Annotated in this window: 19 protein-coding genes; 7 read left to right on the top strand and 12 right to left on the bottom strand. The window is 68.5% G+C overall.

Features of this window, described 5'->3' with window-relative positions; all coding sequences use genetic code 11:
• Nucleotides 1–209 precede the first annotated feature (209 nt).
• Nucleotides 210–1493 carry a hypothetical protein gene (locus ACQ4LY_RS09195; protein WP_431070802.1) on the bottom strand — a complete coding sequence of 428 codons (1284 nt, stop codon included), beginning with the start codon at nt 1491–1493 and terminating at the stop codon, nt 210–212.
• Nucleotides 1494–1672: 179 nt separating this feature from the next.
• Between ACQ4LY_RS09195 and ACQ4LY_RS09190 the strand changes: the two genes are divergently transcribed.
• A complete protein-coding gene (locus tag ACQ4LY_RS09190) occupies nt 1673–2164 on the top strand; it encodes a hypothetical protein (RefSeq protein ID WP_431070800.1) in 492 nt (163 codons plus the stop codon).
• Entirely contained in the window at nt 2161–3141 is a 981-nt protein-coding gene (locus ACQ4LY_RS09185; RefSeq protein ID WP_431070798.1) for a cation transporter, read from the top strand. The genes ACQ4LY_RS09190 and ACQ4LY_RS09185 overlap by 4 nt, the downstream gene beginning before the upstream one ends.
• 4 nt (nt 3142–3145) lie before the next feature.
• Here ACQ4LY_RS09185 and ACQ4LY_RS09180 read toward each other — a convergent pair whose 3' ends face one another.
• Nucleotides 3146–4489, bottom strand: coding sequence for a cytochrome P450 (locus ACQ4LY_RS09180; protein ID WP_431070796.1), 1344 nt, complete (start codon nt 4487–4489; stop codon nt 3146–3148).
• Nucleotides 4490–4644: 155 nt separating this feature from the next.
• On the opposite strand from ACQ4LY_RS09180, the gene ACQ4LY_RS09175 reads away from it, so the two are divergent.
• Entirely contained in the window at nt 4645–5082 is a 438-nt protein-coding gene (locus tag ACQ4LY_RS09175; RefSeq protein WP_431070794.1) for an SRPBCC family protein, read from the top strand.
• Nucleotides 5083–5145: 63 nt separating this feature from the next.
• Nucleotides 5146–5967 carry a lysostaphin resistance A-like protein gene (locus tag ACQ4LY_RS09170; RefSeq protein WP_431070792.1) on the top strand — a complete coding sequence of 274 codons (822 nt, stop codon included), beginning with the start codon at nt 5146–5148 and terminating at the stop codon, nt 5965–5967.
• A gap of 19 nt (nt 5968–5986) precedes the next feature.
• Here ACQ4LY_RS09170 and ACQ4LY_RS09165 read toward each other — a convergent pair whose 3' ends face one another.
• On the bottom strand, nt 5987–7171 hold the full coding sequence (locus ACQ4LY_RS09165) for a zinc-dependent alcohol dehydrogenase (protein WP_431070790.1): 1185 nt from the start codon (nt 7169–7171) through the stop codon (nt 5987–5989).
• Nucleotides 7172–7368: 197 nt separating this feature from the next.
• On the opposite strand from ACQ4LY_RS09165, the gene ACQ4LY_RS09160 reads away from it, so the two are divergent.
• Both ACQ4LY_RS09160 and ACQ4LY_RS09155 read left to right on the top strand, forming a co-directional pair.
• Entirely contained in the window at nt 7369–7713 is a 345-nt protein-coding gene (locus ACQ4LY_RS09160) for an ATP-dependent DNA ligase (RefSeq protein WP_431070788.1), read from the top strand.
• 63 nt (nt 7714–7776) lie between these two features.
• Nucleotides 7777–9180: a threonine/serine ThrE exporter family protein gene (locus ACQ4LY_RS09155; RefSeq protein ID WP_431070786.1), complete on the top strand. Its 1404-nt coding sequence runs from the start codon at nt 7777–7779 to the stop codon at nt 9178–9180.
• Between the two features lie 6 nt (nt 9181–9186).
• On the opposite strand, the gene ACQ4LY_RS09150 is transcribed toward ACQ4LY_RS09155, so the two are convergent.
• From ACQ4LY_RS09150 to ACQ4LY_RS09110, 9 genes are all read right to left on the bottom strand, one after another.
• Nucleotides 9187–9822: a DUF1684 domain-containing protein gene (locus ACQ4LY_RS09150; RefSeq protein ID WP_431070784.1), complete on the bottom strand. Its 636-nt coding sequence runs from the start codon at nt 9820–9822 to the stop codon at nt 9187–9189.
• A 35-nt stretch (nt 9823–9857) separates the two neighbouring features.
• Complete coding sequence (locus ACQ4LY_RS09145) at nt 9858–10202, bottom strand: cytoplasmic protein (RefSeq protein WP_431070782.1); 345 nt, start codon at nt 10200–10202, stop codon at nt 9858–9860.
• Between the two features lie 51 nt (nt 10203–10253).
• Nucleotides 10254–10829 carry an NADPH-dependent FMN reductase gene (locus ACQ4LY_RS09140; protein WP_431070780.1) on the bottom strand — a complete coding sequence of 192 codons (576 nt, stop codon included), beginning with the start codon at nt 10827–10829 and terminating at the stop codon, nt 10254–10256.
• 84 nt (nt 10830–10913) lie between these two features.
• On the bottom strand, nt 10914–12002 hold the full coding sequence (locus ACQ4LY_RS09135) for an alkene reductase (protein WP_431070778.1): 1089 nt from the start codon (nt 12000–12002) through the stop codon (nt 10914–10916).
• 39 nt (nt 12003–12041) lie between these two features.
• The gene (locus tag ACQ4LY_RS09130) at nt 12042–12617 is read right to left on the bottom strand and encodes a MarR family winged helix-turn-helix transcriptional regulator (RefSeq protein WP_431070776.1); all 576 of its coding nucleotides are present in this window, start codon (nt 12615–12617) and stop codon (nt 12042–12044) included.
• Between the two features lie 74 nt (nt 12618–12691).
• Nucleotides 12692–13150, bottom strand: a complete 459-nt coding sequence (locus ACQ4LY_RS09125) for a MarR family winged helix-turn-helix transcriptional regulator (protein ID WP_431070774.1) — start codon at nt 13148–13150, stop codon at nt 12692–12694.
• 1 nt (nt 13151) lies between these two features.
• The gene (locus ACQ4LY_RS09120) at nt 13152–14783 is read right to left on the bottom strand and encodes a DHA2 family efflux MFS transporter permease subunit (RefSeq protein WP_431075662.1); all 1632 of its coding nucleotides are present in this window, start codon (nt 14781–14783) and stop codon (nt 13152–13154) included.
• Nucleotides 14784–14950: 167 nt separating this feature from the next.
• Nucleotides 14951–15685, bottom strand: coding sequence for an SDR family NAD(P)-dependent oxidoreductase (locus tag ACQ4LY_RS09115; RefSeq protein WP_431070772.1), 735 nt, complete (start codon nt 15683–15685; stop codon nt 14951–14953).
• Nucleotides 15685–16575: a helix-turn-helix transcriptional regulator gene (locus tag ACQ4LY_RS09110; RefSeq protein WP_431070770.1), complete on the bottom strand. Its 891-nt coding sequence runs from the start codon at nt 16573–16575 to the stop codon at nt 15685–15687. Before ACQ4LY_RS09110 ends, ACQ4LY_RS09115 begins: the two co-directional genes overlap by 1 nt.
• Nucleotides 16576–16676: 101 nt before the next feature.
• Here ACQ4LY_RS09110 and ACQ4LY_RS09105 point away from each other — a divergent pair, with 101 nt between their 5' ends.
• Nucleotides 16677–17885, top strand: coding sequence for a multidrug effflux MFS transporter (locus ACQ4LY_RS09105; protein ID WP_431070768.1), 1209 nt, complete (start codon nt 16677–16679; stop codon nt 17883–17885).
• Nucleotides 17886–17889: the final 4 nt, after the last annotated feature.

The following is a 17889-nucleotide window of genomic DNA, read 5'->3' as shown; positions in this document are numbered from 1 at the left end:
TCGCTGGGCAGACGCTCTCGCTGGGCCCCTCCGAATGGGGCGAGTTCGAGGCTCCGCGGGGATCGCGCACCCTCAGCGTCCGTCTGAGCTCCACCGGAGGGTTCGACGCCTCGGTGTGCGGCCCGGCGACCCTCACCGAGACCGACTCGTCTCGCACGTGGGTCAGTTCGCGATCGGGCCTCGACGTGTCCTACGACGAGGGCGAGAGCTCATGCACCATCGAGTCGGATCCGTACCGGATCCTGCTCGTCTTCCTGGTGCCGGATGACGCCGACGGGCCTTTCCGCCTCGATATCGAAGGGAGCGACGCCGACGTCGCCCGCTTCGTCATCGAGCCCTGACGGACGCGTGTCGAGACCGGCCTGCGGTCGCCCGATCACGCCGTCGTAGGCTGTCGCGACGATCGCGACCCGCAGCGGCTCTGCCAGCGCGGCGACCGCGACGGTGACGAGCGGGAAGAATCCGGCCCAGAAAGCCGACTCGTGCCCACCCACGAGCAGCAGCGCGCCGCGGGTGCCCGCCTGTTCCGCGAACCCCCAGGCGGCATACGCCAGCGCGTAGGCGCCGAAGAGCAGCGGGCCGCCCCGCCAGATCACGGTGACGGCGGCCCAGAGGCCCTCGAGCCGCATCACGAGAGTGCGGGCGACGCTCATCGCGGCGCCGCGCGCCGCTCCCCCGCCCCAGCGGCCGAACGATGGGGTGGAGTCGAAGGTCGTGCCGAAGATCACACCGGCGACCGTCAGCCACGCGGCGGGCACGATGAGGGCCGCGACGAGGATGCCGAAGAGCCAGGTCGCACCCTCCCAGATCGTGGCCACGGGCTGGAGGTTGACCGCGAACCAGTCTCCGAACGCCTGAAGCCAGCCGACCGCCTCGCGATCCGCGAACCAGGCGAGAACGCCGTTCCACCACCGGGCGACCATCGTGAAGAGCATGAAGGTCCACAGCACCTCGGCGTAGGTGGCGAGGATGACTGTCCACCTCGGCAGGCGGTCGGCGAAACGGGTGAAGAGCAGGCGGGCGATCAGGGCGACGACGAGAACCGTCACCGGCAGCACGCCCACGGCGATCAGACCGCCGCGGTCGCCGATCTGCGCGAGGTCGTACCCCGAATCGGCCAACGCGATCGCACTCGCGATCCGAAAGAAGTCGATCTGATCGACGTCGAGCAGACCCCACGCCGTGTAGAACGCGAAGAAGGGCAGGATCGCCGCGAGCGTGGCGGAGCCGAACTCGCGGATGCCGCCGGCATCCTCTCTGCGGCTGTGCGGCAGCGACGGCCGAACCGTGAGATACATCGCCACGTATGAGACGAGTCGAGCGGCGACCGCGAGCGGCAGCAGCAGCAGACCACCGAGGGTGGTGTGGCCCCCGACGAAGCCGGCGAGCTCGACGAGCACGCGATGCAGGGCCTCACCGCCGAGGTACCAGGCCATGAGCGCAGGCCAGTGCCTGGCGACGATGCGCCCGAACGTCGTGAGGGCCTGAGACATGTGCCCTACCGTAGCCGGTCGCTCGCCCTCGATGATCCGGCTCGGCGATCCGGCGCGATGATCCGGCGCAGCGACCCGGCGCGACGATGCCGCCGGTCACCCACCCTGCGGCTCTACTCCGCGGCACATCGACCGTCAACCCGGTTCTCGTCCGCGGCACTGCGCGGCAGCATGGCGTCGTGAACGCATCGACGAGGTCTCCCCGCCGCGCGGTCTCGGCCGCGGCCGCACTGCTGCTCGCCGCCGTGCTCTCGGGATGCGGCCTGACCATCCCGGCTGATCCGGACGGCACACTGGAGTCTGCGACCGGCTCCGAACTGCGGGTCGGCCTCTCGGCCGATCCCGGGCTGGTCGACACCGATCGCGGCACCCCCACGGGCAGCATTCTCGATCTCGTGACGGGCTTCGCCGCCAGCATCGACGCCGAGATCGACTGGACCTACGGCTCGGAGGAGACGCTGGTCCGGATGCTCGAACGCGGCGACCTCGACCTCGTGGCGGGCGGCTTCACCTCTGACACCCCCTGGATCGACAAAGCGGGTGTCACCCGCGGCTATCCGGAGATCGACGGTGCGGACGGTCGCGAGATCGTCATGCTCGTTCCGCTCGGTGAGAATGCGTTCCTCAGCGCTCTCGAACGCCACCTCGACGAGACGGTGGGCTCGCGATGACGGTACAGCGGATCGGCCGCACCGAGCTGCCCGACGAGCAGCGCACGGCGCTCCGCCGAGCGATCGGTTGGGAGTGGTTCACCATCGCCTACACCTCGGTGACGATCGCGGTGATCGCGCTCGTGGTCGGCAATTCGCAGGCGATGCGCACCGCGTGGATCGAGGACATGCTGTCGCTGATCCCGCAGATCGCCTTTCTCATCGCGCTGATCTTCATCCGCAAGCGCCCGTCTGTGAAGCATCCGTACGGGCTGCACCGGGTGATGGGCATCGGACACCTCGTCGCGGGAGTCGCACTCCTGGCCGTCGGACTCAACCTGGCGGTCGAGGCCGTCACAGGACTCATCACCCGAGAGCACCCGACGATCGGCACCGTGCAGCTGTTCGGGCAGACGATCTGGCTCGGGTGGCTGATGGTCGCCGTGATGGCCGTGGTCATAGTCGGGCCCGTCTTCTTCTACGGACCGGCCAAGGCCAAGCTCGCCCCCGTGCTGCACAACAAGCTGCTCTTCGCCGACGCCGATATGGCCAAGGCCGACTGGCAGACGACCGTCGCCTCGATCGTCGGCGTGCTCGGTGTGGGTGCCGGCGTGTGGTGGCTCGACGGCGCTGCAGCTCTCGTGATCTCGCTCGGGATCGTATGGGACGGCTGGCGCAACACGAAGACCGCCGTGATCGATCTCATGGATCAGCGAGCCAGGACCTACGACAGTACCCACCCGCATCCGCTCGCCGGCGATGTGATCTCGACCATGCGCTCCCGCCCGTGGGTGAAGGACGCGGGAGTGCGGATGCGGGATCAGGGCCAGGTGTTCCATATCGAGGCGTTCGTCGTGCCGCACCGGGGCAAGGTCTCCCTGAGCGACACCACCGACCTGGCGGAGCGCATCACCGACCTCGACTGGAAGGTGCAGGACGTGGTGATCGTGCCGGTCGAGGAGTTCCCCGACGGCGTCGACACCTCAGGGCGGGAGTGACCGACTACCAGTGGAAGGGACACCCACCGGACGCCGGCGCAGACGCCGACCGCACCTTTCCGCCCGAACGGGGCTTGGTCGGGAGTCGGCGGCGGTCGACGCCGAGTCCTTCGTCGAGGATTCGCAGGCCAGGGTCGCTCAGCACCGTGATCGCGGCGGCGAGGCCGGCGATCGCGAGCTTCTCGCCCGGGCAGCGGTGGCCGGTCGCAACACCGGCACCACCGTGCGGGATGAATGCGGCGAGCGCCTCGTAGTCGGCTCCGACATCACGGAACCGTTCGGGGTCGAATCGCTGAGGGCGGGCCCAGAAGCGCTCGTCGGTGTCGGTACCGAGGATGTCGAGGACGACGCGTCCACCGGCATCCACCCTCTGTCCGTCGATCTCGATGTCGGCGATCGCCCAGCCGGGGAGCATCGGGACGAACGGGGAGGTGCGCCGGATCTCCTGAGCGAACATGACCGACAGCGGTCCCCCGACGATCGAGCCCCGCTCGGCGGCCTCGGCGGCGATCCGTTCACGCCAGTCGGGGCGCTCGTGCAGCTCCTTCGCCGCGAAAGCGACGAAGCGCGCGACCGCGATCATCGGACGGATGCTGTTCTGCAGTTCGACGCCCGCGATGCGGGCGGGGAGAAGCTCGCCGTGCTGATCGCGATGGTGCGCCCACTGCTCGAGGGCGGTGCCCGGTTCTGCACTCAGCGCTCCGTGGCGCACGGCCTCGATGAGTCGAGCCGAGTGCCGGTCAGACCACCAGCGGTTGGTCAGAGCCGCGAGGTATTCCGGCGAGTACGGTGACCCGAACCCGTCGACGATCTGAGCGAGTCGACCCGCCCACCGGGTCTTCGCGTCAGGGGTGCCCGGCACGCCTGCCCACCCCATGATCGCCCGTCCCAGCGCGCCGACGGCCGCGTCGTAGGCGCTGCGCGTGCCGCCGTCGAGCCAGGCCTGCCGCTCGCTCTCCCATTCCCGCTCGAGCCATGGCATCAGGCGCGCGACCTGCTCGTCGTCGTACGCGACCTCGACGAACGTGGCCTTGCGGTGCTTGTGCTCGTCGCCGTCGAGGCTGTGGACGGAGCCGTGTCCGAACAGACTCTCCTGCACGATCCGGGGCATGGCTCCGGAGCGCGCGATGCGACTCTCGTCGTAGAACAGCTCCACACCTTCGATCCCGCGCACCAGCACCGCGTCGTCGCCGAGCAGGGCCATCGGCGCCGATCGCGCGCCCGGCCGCACCCGGCGCCAGATACGCGGGCCGAAGCCGTAGCCGCGGGTGAGCAGGGCGGGGGCGTCGTCGCGTGCGAGGGCGCCGAGGCGGTGCGCGGCGCGCGCGGGGAGGTCGATGAGTGCCATGAGGCGACGTTCGCAGAGACGCCGCCGCCCTTCCAGGGGGAGGCGCGGATGCAGTGTGTGTGGTAATGCCTCAGCATCCTCGCATCCGTCCGCGTCAAGCCCCTGGGCGGTTCGCCCCTGGGGCGCGACGATGCATGAACGAGAAGGAGGCCGACATGGCGAAGAACGTCCGCACGATGAGCTGCCACCCCGACGACGTGTTCCAGGTTCTCGCGAACGGGTGGCTCTACCCGGCGTGGGTCGTCGGAGCGTCGCGCATGCGCGACGTCGATGCGACCTGGCCGCAACCCGACGCCGAGCTCCATCACTCGGTCGGCGTCTGGCCGGCCCTCCTCGACGACACCACCGTGGTCGAGGAATGGTCGCCACCGAATCGCATGGTCATGAGGGCGAGAGGCTGGCCGATCGGAGAAGCGCGGGTGACGATCCGAGTGCGTTCGTACGACGGCGGCACCATGGTCCGCATCGACGAGGAGCCCGTCACCGGCCCGGCAGCTCTGCTGCCGAGCATTCTGACCGCGCCGATCCTGCGCGTGCGCAACGCCGAGACTCTGCATCGGCTCGCCTATCTCGCCGAGGGGCACGCCTCCTGACGCGACCCTTCGCCCATATATTGGTCAGGTGCCGCGACCTTCGCGGATGCGGAGGGATGCACGATGACCGATATGACGCAGTCCGGCTGGAGAACGTTCTGGGAGAAGGGCGGCTGGTGGCGCGCGCTCGTCCTCGTCGTCGTCTACTTCGTCCTCTACAACGGCCTGTCGCTGCTGCTGACGCCTCTGGCAGAGCAGATCACCGATCCGCAGAGCGCGGAAGCGATCCTCGTCTTCTACGTCATCCCGATCTTCGTCGGCTGCCTGCTCCTCGTGGCCTTCGCTCTCTCCGTCGGTTGGATGCGCGAGATCTTCGGCCCCCAGCCCATCCGCGGACGCGGATGGATGTGGATCGCGATCGCCGTGGTCCTGCTCTTCAACGTGCTGCACCTGCTGTCGATCGACTACGGCGCTGCCGGGTTCGAGGTCGTCGCGACCTGGCTGCTCGCCGGCGTGTTCATCGGCTTCGCCGAAGAGGTCCTGACGCGCGGCCTCGTGGTCAACCTGCTCCGCAAGGCGGGGCAGCGCGAGATCGCCGTCGCGGCGATCTCTTCCGCGCTGTTCGCCCTCCTGCATGCGGGCAACCTGCTCACGGGACAGTCGCCGCTCGCCACGGCGATCCAGCTGGTCTACACGTTCGGGTACGGCATCTGCATGTACCTCGCGATGCGGGTGACCGGAACGATCATCGCCCCGATCCTGCTGCACGCCAGCACCGACCCGAGCATCTTCCTGCACACCGCGTACCCGGCGGAGAGCGCGTTCGGGTCGCTCGCGGGGCTCGGCAACCCCGTCGTGATCATCGTGGGCATCGTCCTGCTGTTCTTCATCCGCGGCCGGGTCCAGCCAACCTCGACCGCTCCGCAGTTCGACGCGACCCGCTGAGACTCACACACGCTAAGACTCAGACACGCGACGGCTGCAGCACGACCTTGATGCAGCCGTCGTCTTTGCGCTGGAACGTCTCGTAGAGTTCCGGCGCATCCTCGAGCGGCGCGGTGTGGGTCGTGAGATCCATGACGCCCAGCGGATCGCTGAGGTCCTCGACCAAGGGCATCAGGTCGTCGATCCAGCGCTTCACATTGCACTGCCCCATGCGGATGCTCACCTGCTTGTCGAACAGGGTCTTCATGGGCATGATGTCGGCGTCGCCGGCGTAGACACCGCTCAACGACACCGTGCCGCCACGGCGCACGACGTCGATCGACGCGTACAGCGCGGCCAGGCGATCGATGCCCGCCTTGTCGAAGACCTGTCGGGCCGCGGGATCGGGCAGCAGACCGACAGCCCGTTGTACGAGCTTGATGCCAGGGTTGCCGTGCGCCTCCATGCCCACGGCGTCGACGACGGCATCCGCTCCTCGACCTCCGGTGAGATCACGCAGCTCGTCGACGACGTCGTCGGTGAGGTCGAAGACCTCTGCGCCGTGCCGTGCTGCCATCTCGCGACGCTCGGCGACCGGATCCACTGCGAGCACCCGGTAGCCGCGGTGTGCACCGACCCGAGCGACGAACTGTCCGACCGGACCGAGGCCCATGACGGCGAGCGTGCCGCCGTCGGGGACGTTCGCGTATTCCACTCCCTGCCACGCCGTCGGCAGGATGTCGCTGAGGAAGAGGTAGCGCTCGTCGGGAAGATCTGCGGCGATCTTGATGTGGTTGTAGTCCGCGAGCGGAACCCGCAGGAACTCGGCCTGGCCCCCGGGCACCTGCCCGTAGAGCTTCGTGTAGCCGAAGAGGGATGCACCGCTGCCGTACTCCTTGACCTGGGTCGTCTCGCACTGCGACTGCAGACCGCGCAGGCAGAAGAAGCAGTGACCGCACGAGATGTTGAACGGCACGACCACACGGTCTCCGACCTTCAGGTCCCGCACCGCCTCGCCCACCTCTACGACGACGCCCATGGGCTCATGGCCGAGGATGTCTCCCTTGTCGAGGAACGGGCCGAGGAGCTCGTACAGATGCAGGTCCGAGCCGCAGATCGCCGACGAGGTGATCCGCACGATGGCGTCCGTCGGGTGCTCGATCGTCGGGTCTGGGACCTCCTCGACCGTCACGTTGCGCGTGCCCTGCCAGGTGAGTGCCTTCATCTTCTCCTCCTCGTTGGTCTCGAGTGGCCACCCTCCACCGTGCGATCCGCAGATGGCAGAGGGTTGACAGACGAGCGGGAGCGGATGCAGACGGCAAGGCATGCTGAACCGCACCGATATATGGGAAACTGGACACACCACCGATGATCATCCGATCGCGCCTCTTCACGGGTTCGTGGCGAACTGAGGAGATCATCATGGGAAAGCTCGTCTACGAAGGAAGCGTCAAGGCCGAAATCGAGGACCGCGCTCTCACGCACCTGCAGCTGGTCATGACCGCGAAGCTGCGTCGAGGCGAACCCTTCGCCTTCACCTGGCGTGAGGACATGAGCGTCGGCGGCGGCCGCACGACCGTCTGGGTCCACGCGGGAAGCTCCCTGGTCTTCAAGTACAGCGGCAGCCGGCAGCCCTCGATCAACCGCGCCTGGGTCGAAGCCCTGGCGTTCACGGCGAGCGCTCCGAGCGGGCTGTACCTCGTGCACGAGCCCGCCGAGGGCACTGCGCCTCCTGCTGAGCGCCTGGACGTCCCCGCGCAGGCCTGACTCTGCGCACTGACTCCGCGCACGCCTGACTCCGCGCACGCCGGACTCAGGGAGAATGGGGAGATGTCCCCGAATCCCCAGCGGCGACTGCTCGCCTCCGTGCGCAGGATCCTGCACACCGATCCGTCGACCGTCGCCCACACCGAGGCCATGCCCGTCATCGACGAGCGCACGGTGCCGCGAGTGCTCGACCTCGCGACCCGCATCGGCGAATCGATGTTCGCGGTCGGCGCCTCGGCGCACGAGGTCACGCTCGCCATCACGCGCGTGTGCTCGGCGTACGGGATGCGCGACGTGCAGGTCGACGTCACCTACAACTCGATCACCGTCTCGTTCCACCTGAGCGGAGAGGTCTGGCCCGAGACCCTCGTACGCGTCGTCCGTGTCGCGGCTCCCGACCACGCGAAGCTGCAGCGCGTGCAGGCACTCGTCGCCGACATCGACGACGGGCTCGACCTCGAGTCGGCGCGCACCGCGTTCCGCGTGCTCCGACGCGTGCCCTTCCGGTATCAGCAGCCGGTCGTCGTCGTCGCCCGCGCGCTGCTCGCTGTCGGCGTCAGCATCATGCTCGGCGCCTCGCCGATCATCGTGGGCCTCACCTTCGTCGCCGCACTCTGCGCAGCCCTGACCCAGGCGGGTCTCGCCCGCGCACGGGTGCCGCTGTTCTTCAGCCAGATCGCGGGAGGCTTCGTCACGACGGTCGTCGCCGTCGCGGTGACGGCACTCGGCTCCGCCGGGATCGAGCCTTTCGTCGGCATCCGGCCCTCGATCATCGTGGCCTCGGGAATCGTGCTCATGCTCGCCGGCCTCACGGTGGTCGGCGCGGCCCAGGATGCGATCGACGGGTTCGCACTCACCGCGGGCGGGCGCATCCTCGATCTGACGATGCAGACGTTCGGCGTCGTGATCGGCATCCTCGTCGGACTCGAACTCGGCAGCGTGCTCGGATTCACGATGGGGCTGCCCGACGATCCCGCCCCTTTCGGCCCCCTCCTGAACCAGTTCGCGGGAGCGATCATCATCGCGGTAGCCGTCGCCGTGTTCAACGGCGCCGGCATCCGGATCATCCTCGTGAGCGCGCTGCTCAGCGCCGTCACGATCGCCGGGTACTCGTTCATGGTCGGCCTCAACCTGCATCCGGCCGCGGCGAGCGCGAGCGGCGCGCTGCTCGCGAGCTTCATCGGGATGCTGATCGCGGTGAACCTCCATGTGCCGTCGGTCGCGGTGACGACCGCGGCGATCGTCCCGCTCGTGCCGGGTGTCGCCGTGTTCCAGGGGCTTCTCGAGATGATCCACTCCGCGGGTTCCACGGCCGGCGTCGTCGGAATCGGCGGATCGCTCGTCGACGCGGTGGTCATCGGCATCGGTCTCGCCTCCGGGGCGTCGCTCGGCCTCTACCTCGGCACGCCCGTACGCGCCACCCTCAGCAGCGTCGCGAAGACGCGGGCGCGCGCCGTCCGTCGCTGAGGTCGATCAGGCCGGCCCGCCCGAGTACGTCTCCCCCACCGGCACCGCCACCTGCAGTACGTTGCCGGGTTGCGCCAGAGGGCACGCCCACGCCGGGTCGTAGGCGCACGACGGGTTGTAGGCGAAGTTGAAGTCGAGCACGATCGTGCCGCGCTCGGCATCCGATCCGAGGTCCGCTCCCTTGATCGTGTCGATCAGGTAGCGGCCACCGCCGTAGGTGCCGCCGGGGCGCCCGGCGAGGGCGTCGCGCACCGGGATGAACAGTCCCCCGCCGTAGGTCGTCAGACGCCAGACGTCGAGCGACCCGGTGTCGGGGATCTCGACCCTGCCGACGCGCTCGAAGGGCACGACCCCGTCGGTTCCGGTCGCGAAGTCGAAGCCACCTGGTTCAGCGGGAAGGATCGGCAGCTCGAAACGCCACTGCGGATCGTACGAGGCGATGGGCAGCCCCTCGAACAGGGCCTTGTCGCCCGGCAGCAGCGGAGTCGCGGGGTGGTGCAGCATCAGGTCGTCCCGCTCGATGCGCCAGAGTTCGTGCGCCTCCTCCGGAGATTCCGCCTGACGGACGGCGTCGTAGAGAGCGAACACGCGACGTCGCCAATCGACGACCTCGGCGGCGGCACGGGCTTTCGTGAGCGTCATGGGTTCAGGCTACGCGCCTGGACCTGCCTGCCAGCTCAGGTTCGCGGCCCGAGGGCAGAGGGGTCCGCCTCGCCTGCGGCATCGCCCTTCAACTCGATGAGGATCGTGTGCGTGGGCGTGGTCCCGGTGTTCTCCCCCGAATGCCGCTGCGCGGCCAACCACACCACCTGCCCGGCCGTCAACGCCGTGTCGAAGACCCGCTCCCCCGCAGAGAGCCGACGCGAGAAGTCGCTGAGCGCGACCATGACGCTGTTCGGGTGGTCGTGCGGGGTGGTGCTGTCGCCCGGCTCATCTGTGTAGTCGAGCACCCGCACGAAGTCGTTCTCCCAGAGCGTGCGGTAGTGATCGGGATTCGTCAGGGTGGGATCGTCGGTGACCATGGGCACACAGTACGCCCGGCGTTCCCACCCCGACAGGGGGTCTTGCGACGCTCAGCCGTCGGTCGATCGCGGCAGGACGGTGAGCACACGTTCGATGTGATCACGGAACTCCGCCATGTAGTCGCGCAGGAACGTCGCGGTACCCGCGTTCTTCACCGTGCCGTCTTCGGCGTAGTCGTCGGGGACGAACTGGATGTACGCCTCGGGGGCTGTCATCTGTCGGGCGTTGCAGAAGCTCAGCACACCGCGCAGGCTCTGCTGCGCGACCGCCGTGCCGATCGCGCCGACAGATGCACCGATCACCGCGGCGGGAATGTGGTCGAACGAGTTCTGCCCCCACGGGCGAGACGCCCAGTCGATCGCGTTCTTGAGTCCGCCCGGGATAGATCGGTTGTACTCAGGAGTGACGAACAGCACCGCATCCGCCGAGTCGATGGCCTCCTTCAGGGCCACCGCGACCGGCGGATAGTCATCGTCGTAGTCCTGGCTGTAGAGCGGGAGATCGCGGATGGGGATCTCGAAGAACTCGAGGTCGTCCGGCGCCAGACCGATCAACGCTGTCGCGAGGATGCGGTTGATCGAGGTGGACGAGAGACTTCCGACGAAGTAGCCGACTCGATAGGTCATGACTTTCCCTTCTCGTGTGGCGTCTCCAGCGACGCTGGTTTCAGTCTCGTCGCGCCGACCACCGGAGTCCAGTGCCGTCTGCGCTCAGGCCCCGGCGCGCACCGTCTCGAGCGAGGGGTAGTCGGTGTAGCCCTCGGCGGTGCGGCCGTAGAACAGCGCGGGCCGCGGCTCGTTGAGTTCGGCATCCTGACGCCAGCGCTCGACCAGGTCGGGGTTGGCGATGACGGGGCGACCGGCTGCGACGGCATCCGCCCATCCGTCTGCGACGAGGCCCTCGGCCTCTTCCCGGCTCGTGGCGACGCCGAAACCGGAGTTGATGATCAGGGGCGCACCCAGCGTGCGACGGATGCGCTGCACGAGCTCGCTCGTCGGCGCGGCGTTCAGGATGTCGACGAAGGCCAGGTTCAGCGGACGGAGCCCTTCGGCTACGGCGAGGTAGGTGGCGAGCGCGTCTGCGTCGTCCTCTTCGAGGACGCCCTGGATGTTGTGCTGCGGCGACAGACGGATGCTCGTGCGGTCGCCGCCGACCGCCTCGGCGACGGCGGTCGTGACCTCGATCGCGAAGCGCGCACGGTTCTCGGGCGATCCGCCGTACCGGTCGTCGCGGACGTTCGACACGGGCGAGAGGAACTCCTGCACGAGGTAGCCGTTGGCGCCGTGCACCTCGACGCCGTCGAGACCGGCCGCGATCGCATTGCGCGCTGCCTGCACGAACTGCTCGATGACCTCGGGGATCTCGTCGAGCGTCAGGGCGTGCGCGACCGGCATGTCGGCCTTGCCGTCGGGCGTGTGCGTCTGACCGGGAGCCGCGAGCGCACTGGGTGCCACGACGCGGGGCTCTCCGGAGATCGCAGGGTGCGAGACCCGGCCGCCGTGCATGAGCTGCATCACGATCGTGCCGCCCTCTTCGTGCACGGCGTCGGCGATGCGACGCCAGCCCTCGATCTGCGCGGGCGTCACGATGCCCGGCTGCCCCGGGTACGACTTGCCCTCGGCCGCAGGCCACGTGCCCTCGGTGATGATGAGACCCTGGCCCGCGCGCTGACGGTAGTACTCCACCATCGTCTCGGTGGGCACACCCGCGTCGTCTGCACGCGTGCGGGTGAGCGGCGCCATGACGACGCGGTTGGACAGCGAAAGGGCGCCGAAGGCGGCGGGCTCGTAAAGACTCACAGTGAGGGGTAAGGCTCCCAGCTCGTCGCGTATTCCCCGTCAGGATGCCGCAGGCTTGCCGTCTGCGCGATCGGATGCTCCGCCGCCGAGCTCCGAGAGCATCTCGGCGAAGCGGTCGAGGTCTGCCTGCGACCAGCGACTGAGCCGCTCGGCCAATCTCGCTTCGTAGCGCGAGCGTGCGGCCGTGACCCTCTCCTGCGCGAGGTCGGTGGCGACGAGAACGCGCGCTCGACGATCATCCGGGTCGCGCACGCTCTCGACGAGGCCCAGCTGTTCGAGCTGTCGCACCTGCCGACTGACGGCGGTCTTGTCGGTCTGCAGCCGCTCGATGATCGCTCCGGCCGAGGTCGCTTTGCCCGTCGCGATGGATGTCAGCACCTGGTAGCCGAGAGGTTGCAGATCGGGATGCACGGTCTGCGCGGCCTCACGCCAGCTGACGCGGATGCGGGCGAAGAGGCGCCCCAGTTCGTGCTCGACCCTGGCCACCGCCTCGTCGATGTCCGGCACCGCCTCGTCGATGTCCGGCACCGCCTCGTCGATGTCCGGCGGCGTGTCGCCGTCGGACGCAGCGGCGGGCTCGCCCGTGCGGGCGGGTTCGTCGGACGGGGCGCTCATGGTGGCCAGCTTACGGCGAAGCCCCGCCGTCAGAGGAGACGGCGGGGCTCGGACCGAGGGACTCGGGTGCGGGATCAGACTTCGGCGAGAAGCCGGAAGACTTTCGATGCGGCTTGGATCTCGTCGGGGGTGAGCTCGGCGACGACCGTGCGCAGGCGCGAGGCGTGGTCACGGCGAAGCTCGACGAGCGCGGCGCAGGCGGCCGGTGTCGGAGTCAGCACCCGAAGCCGTCCGTCGCGCTCATCCGGCCGCGACTCGATCAGGCCCAGGTCCTCGAGCATCCGCACTTGCCGGCTGATGACCGACTTGTCCATCTCGAACCGCTCGGCGAGCTCATGCGCATTGGCCGTCTCGGCCCGCTCGATGAAGGTGAGCAGCTTGTAGCCGCCCACCTGCAGCTCGGGATCGATCCGCGCGGCCGACTCCTTCCAGAGCGTCCTGGTCCTCGCGAAGATGAGGTTCAGGTGCGTCTGGAGATCACCGAGCGCGGTGTCGACGTCGGGAGACGTCGCCACCGCGTCCGAGGTGACCATGTCAGCGCCTCGAGTCCGGGTCCTCGCGCTCGAGCACGGTCACCGAGTTCGTGGTCGGCGACGCGGACTCGACGCCCGAGATCCGGATCGTGCCGGTCGACATCGTCGCACCGACCTCTGCTTCAGAGACCTCGAGAACCGATTCCTCGGCCTGCTCGCGCAGCTGCTCGGCGGCGTTCTTCGTCGAGAGCGGCTTGTTCTTGATGAACGCGATCGCGAGGATGGCGATCACGGCCAGCGGGATGGCGATGATGAACGCGTCGGCGATGCCGTGGCCGTAGGCGCCCTCGACGATCGCGCGGATCGTGTCGGGGAGCTGCGTGACCTTCGGCACATCACCCGAGGCGAGGTGCTTCAGAGCGTCGACCTCTTCGGGGGTGGTCGGCGTGAATCCCTCGAGCGAGTCGGAGATGTAGTTGCCGACGCTCGTCGAGAGCGAGGCACCCATGACCGTGACGCCGATGGTGCCGGCGATCGTGCGGAAGAAGTTGACGTTCGACGAGGCCGCGCCCAGCTGCTGCGGTGCGGTGTCGTTCTGCACGATGAGGGTGAGGTTCTGCATGACCATGCCGAGACCCGCGCCGAGGACGAACATGTAGGTCGCCACCAGCGGGAACGGGGTGTCGTAGCGCAGCGTCGCCATGAGCGAGACGCCGACCGTGGTCAGGACGGAGCCGGTGAGCATCCAGCCCTTCCACTTGCCGAACCGGCTGACGAGCTGACCGATGATGATCGACGCGCCCATCTGACCGATGATCATCGGGATGGTCATCAGGCCCGACTCGGTGGGTGTGGCGCCACGCGCGAGCTGGAAGTACTGCGCGAGGAACACCGAGGTCGCGAACATCGAGACGCCGATGGCGATCGAGGCGATGACCGACAGGGTGAAGGTGCGGTTGCGGAACAGCGACATCGGCACGATCGGTTCCTTGACGAAGAACTCGACGGTGATGAAAGCGGCGATCGCGACACCTGCGGTGACGGCGAGCATGATGCTCGTCGAGGAGTCCCAGTCGAACTGGCTGCCGCCCATCGAGACCCAGATGAGCAGGGTCGAGACGCCGACGGCGAGGAGCACGATGCCGAAGTAGTCGATCGACACCTTGGTGCCGCGCTGGGGCTTGGGCAGGTGCAGGGTGAACTGCAGCAGCACGATGGCGAGGATCGCGAAGGGCACGCCGACGAAGAAGTTGGAGCGCCAGCCCCAGACGTCGGTCAGGAGACCGCCGAGCAGCGGGCCGCCGATGGTGCCGAGGGCCATGATGCCACCGACGACACCCATGTACTTGCCGCGCTCACGCGGCGAGATGATGAGGGCGACGGCGATCATCACGAGCGACATCAGACCGCCGACGCCGATGCCCTGGATGACACGGACGGCGATGAGCATGTTGGTGTCGGTCGAGAAGCCCGCGATCACGGTGCCGACCGTGAAGATGATGAGCGACAGCTGCACGAGGATCTTGCGATCGACGAGGTCGGCGAGCTTGCCCCAGATGGGCGTCGAGACGGCGGTCGCCAGAAGGCTCGCGGTGATGACCCAGGTGTACTGGGACTGCGTGCCGCCGAGGTCGGCGATGATGACGGGCATCGAGGTCGACACCACGGTGCCCGAGAGCACAGCGACGAACATGCCGACGACGAGGCCGGAGATCGCAGTGAAGACCTCGCGCGGTGAGCGCACAGGCTCAGCGATGGAGGAAGAAGAAGGCGTAGTCACAGTGGAAGAACTCCTGCGTAGAAAGTTGATTACTGTCAACTATACGCTTATGGTTGCCAAAGTGCAACTATCGACCCGGGTCAACCATCCTGGGGCAGCACGACTCCCGTGTGGTCGGCGAGCATCTCGATCAGCTCCGTTCGGAATGCGGGATCCAGCGTTGCGGGATGCGGGCTCTGCGTGCGGCGATGGAACCAGTAGCCACCCGTACGCGGATCGATCTGCTCCACAGGCGCGGTCGCCAGCCACTCCTGCGTGCGACTCCCCTCGTCGAGGCTGTCAGACGCGTGGACTCCACCCATTCGTGTCGGCACCCATCCGGGGTCGACGGCGTGCACGAGCGCAGCCGATCGCACGACGGCCAGGTGCAGGGCCAAGGCGGTGACGAACAGCTTCGAATCGTCGTAGGGACGCGTCCGGACCTCCGGACGTGCAAAGTCCAGGTTCGCGAGATCCGGCGTCCCGGATCGGTGCATGGAGCTGCTGATGACGATCGTCCGCCAGGGCGGCACCATGAGGGCGCTGAGAAGATACGGTGCGACCACGTTCACCGCGAAGACGTCAGGGCCGTCGATCACCCCGGCATTGTGGATCACCGCATCGAAGGCTCCGAACCTGTCTGCGCCCTCAGCGACGCCTCTGACGGCATCCGCCTCAGACAGGTCCCCGATCACTTCACCGACGCGCACGAGACCGCCGGGAAGCCTGTCGGCGCTGCGCGCGTGGACCACCACATCGTGTCCGGCCCGAGCCAGGCCCTCCGCCGCGAGCCGGCCGATCCCAGACGAGGCACCGGTGACGAGCACCAGCGCCATCAGCCGGTGCTCCCCTCGGAGAGTGCCGCCGCACCCGAGCGATCTGCGACCCACGACGCGAGCAGCGAGAGACGCTCGGCAGAGGGGGACCCCGGCTCCGCCGAGTAGATCAGCAGCACGTTGCCCGGCTCTGCGGTGATCGCCAGCTCTTCGTACGCCAGGGTCAGCTCGCCGACGAGCGGATGCTGGAACCTCTTCGTCCCCGCGCCGTGGACGCGCACGTCGTGCGCCGCCCAGAGGTGCCGGAACGTCTCGCTGCGCGTCGACAGCTCGCCGACGAGATCCTGCAGCCCCTTGTCGTGCGGGTCGCGCCCGGCCTCGGCGCGCATGATCGCGACGCACATCTCGGCGAACAGATCCCAGTCGGGATAGAAGTCGTGCGACGCGGGGTCGAGGAACTGGAACCGGGCGAGGTTCGGCGTGCGCCCGGCTTCGCCGATCAGGGGCGAATAGAACGCACGGCCCAGATCGTTCACCGCGACGAGGTTCTGTCGAGGGTCTCGCACGAACGCCACGGCATCGGTGATCGAGGCCAACGCCCACTGCAGGCTGGGCCTGGTGAGCTCGGGCTTCGTGGTGCGGCGACGAGTGCGGCCGCTGGAGGGGATGCCGTCGGCGGCCCGGGCGAGGTCGAGCAGATGCGCACGCTCGGCGTCATCGAGCTGGAGAGCGGATGCCAGGGAGTCGAGCACCGCGGCGGAGGCACCGGCGATCGCGCCGCGCTCGAGCTTCGCGTAGTACTCGACGCTTACTCGGGCGAGCGCCGCCACCTCGCTGCGTCGCAGTCCCTCGACGCGCCTGTTGGCACCACCGACGAGCCCCACCGCCTCCGGGGTGACGCGCGCGCGCCGGCTCATCAGGAACTCCCGGACCTCGGATCTGTTGTCCATGATGAGGACGCTACCCCGCAGAGGAGCCGCGGGGGAGGCTCTCGCAGTACACCTCTCACCAGGGACTCCCCCGGACTGCCGGGCTGGCGGACGCTGGATGCATGACCACCGCCACCCAGCACCCCGCCAGCAAGGCGCTTCCCGCGCTTCTCCTTCTGCTGACCGTGTTCGGCCCGATCTCGATGGATCTCTATCTGCCGGCGCTGCCCGCGCTCACGGCCGAGCTGGGCGCTGCCACCTCTGTGGCGCAGCTCACCGTGACTGCGTGCCTCATCGGCCTCGCCGCGGGGCAATTGGTCGCCGGCCCGGTCTCCGACAGGCACGGACGCCGCGGCATCCTGCTCATCGGCATCGTCGCGTACATCGCGATGTCGCTGCTCTGCGCAGCGAGCCCGACGGTAGAGCTCCTGATCGCCGCGCGCTTCGTGCAGGGGCTCGCCGGTGGCGTCGGCATGGTGATCGCCCAGGCGGCCGGTCGCGACGTCTTCGCAGGCCGGTACCTCATCCGCTTCTACGCCCGCCTGACGGTCGTCGGCGGCTTCGCGGCGGTCGTGGGTCCGCTGCTCGGCGGTCTGCTCAACACCGTGGTCGACTGGCGAGGGCTGTTCGTCTTCCTCGCGATCGTCGGCGCCGGCATCCTGGCCCTGACGCTGCAGCGCTTCGGAGAGACCCTGCCCGCCGAGCACCGCACGACCGGCGGGCTGACCCGCCTGCTCCACGATTACCGCACGCTGCTGAGCGACCGGATCTTCGTCGGTGCGATCCTCAACCAGGGCTTCCTGTATGGGGCACTGTTCGCGTATCTGTCCGGCGCGACGTTCGTGCTGCAGGACATCTACGGGCTCTCGCCGCTCGAGTACGCGCTCGCCTTCGGGGTGAACTCGGCAGGCTTCATGGTCTTCGGCCATCTCGCGGGCAAGGCGTCGGAGCACGACCATGTGCGGGCCACCCTCGCGGTCGGTGTACTGGTCGTCGCGCTCGGTGCCGCGGGTCTGCTGGTGGCGGGACTCGCCCCGATGCCGCTCTGGGCGGTACTCGCATCCCTGTTCGCCCTGGCCGCGGGAGTGTCGATCTCCTCCCCTCCGGCGACGACGCTCGCGCTCGTCGGGTACCCGCAGATCGCCGGAACGGCATCGTCGCTGCTCGGCATGATCCGCTTCGGCTTCGGCGGTGTGGCCGCCCCGCTGGTCGGCGTCGCCGGCTCTCTCAGCATCCTTCCGCTCGGGGTCGTCACCGTCGCGGCTGCAGTCCTCGCGGCCGGCGCCCTGCTCTTCACCCTGCGCGCCGCACGCGCCCACGTTCGGGTGTGAACGC

Source organism: Microbacterium phyllosphaerae (assembly GCF_050628115.1).
GTDB lineage: Bacteria > Actinomycetota > Actinomycetes > Actinomycetales > Microbacteriaceae > Microbacterium > Microbacterium phyllosphaerae_A.
Note: the sequence above shows the minus strand (reverse complement) of the source record. Positions and strands in the feature narration are given on the sequence as shown.

What these genes read in the sequence shown, in the direction of transcription:
- ACQ4LY_RS09175 (WP_431070794.1), top strand. Translation starts at nt 4,645, where the DNA reads ATGGCGAAGAACGTCCGCACGATGAGCTGCCACCCCGACGACGTGTTC.
- ACQ4LY_RS09115 (WP_431070772.1), bottom strand. Translation starts at nt 15,685, where the DNA reads ATGGCGCTGGTGCTCGTCACCGGTGCCTCGTCTGGGATCGGCCGGCTC.
- ACQ4LY_RS09150 (WP_431070784.1), bottom strand. Translation starts at nt 9,822, where the DNA reads ATGACGCTCACGAAAGCCCGTGCCGCCGCCGAGGTCGTCGATTGGCGA.
- ACQ4LY_RS09185 (WP_431070798.1), top strand. Translation starts at nt 2,161, where the DNA reads ATGACGGTACAGCGGATCGGCCGCACCGAGCTGCCCGACGAGCAGCGC.
- ACQ4LY_RS09130 (WP_431070776.1), bottom strand. Translation starts at nt 12,617, where the DNA reads ATGAGCGCCCCGTCCGACGAACCCGCCCGCACGGGCGAGCCCGCCGCT.
- ACQ4LY_RS09195 (WP_431070802.1), bottom strand. Translation starts at nt 1,493, where the DNA reads ATGTCTCAGGCCCTCACGACGTTCGGGCGCATCGTCGCCAGGCACTGG.
- ACQ4LY_RS09125 (WP_431070774.1), bottom strand. Translation starts at nt 13,150, where the DNA reads ATGGTCACCTCGGACGCGGTGGCGACGTCTCCCGACGTCGACACCGCG.
- ACQ4LY_RS09170 (WP_431070792.1), top strand. Translation starts at nt 5,146, where the DNA reads ATGACCGATATGACGCAGTCCGGCTGGAGAACGTTCTGGGAGAAGGGC.
- ACQ4LY_RS09145 (WP_431070782.1), bottom strand. Translation starts at nt 10,202, where the DNA reads ATGGTCACCGACGATCCCACCCTGACGAATCCCGATCACTACCGCACG.
- ACQ4LY_RS09140 (WP_431070780.1), bottom strand. Translation starts at nt 10,829, where the DNA reads ATGACCTATCGAGTCGGCTACTTCGTCGGAAGTCTCTCGTCCACCTCG.
- ACQ4LY_RS09105 (WP_431070768.1), top strand. Translation starts at nt 16,677, where the DNA reads ATGACCACCGCCACCCAGCACCCCGCCAGCAAGGCGCTTCCCGCGCTT.
- ACQ4LY_RS09110 (WP_431070770.1), bottom strand. Translation starts at nt 16,575, where the DNA reads ATGGACAACAGATCCGAGGTCCGGGAGTTCCTGATGAGCCGGCGCGCG.
- ACQ4LY_RS09155 (WP_431070786.1), top strand. Translation starts at nt 7,777, where the DNA reads ATGTCCCCGAATCCCCAGCGGCGACTGCTCGCCTCCGTGCGCAGGATC.
- ACQ4LY_RS09165 (WP_431070790.1), bottom strand. Translation starts at nt 7,171, where the DNA reads ATGAAGGCACTCACCTGGCAGGGCACGCGCAACGTGACGGTCGAGGAG.
- ACQ4LY_RS09180 (WP_431070796.1), bottom strand. Translation starts at nt 4,489, where the DNA reads ATGGCACTCATCGACCTCCCCGCGCGCGCCGCGCACCGCCTCGGCGCC.
- ACQ4LY_RS09120 (WP_431075662.1), bottom strand. Translation starts at nt 14,783, where the DNA reads ATGTTCGTCGCTGTGCTCTCGGGCACCGTGGTGTCGACCTCGATGCCC.
- ACQ4LY_RS09160 (WP_431070788.1), top strand. Translation starts at nt 7,369, where the DNA reads ATGGGAAAGCTCGTCTACGAAGGAAGCGTCAAGGCCGAAATCGAGGAC.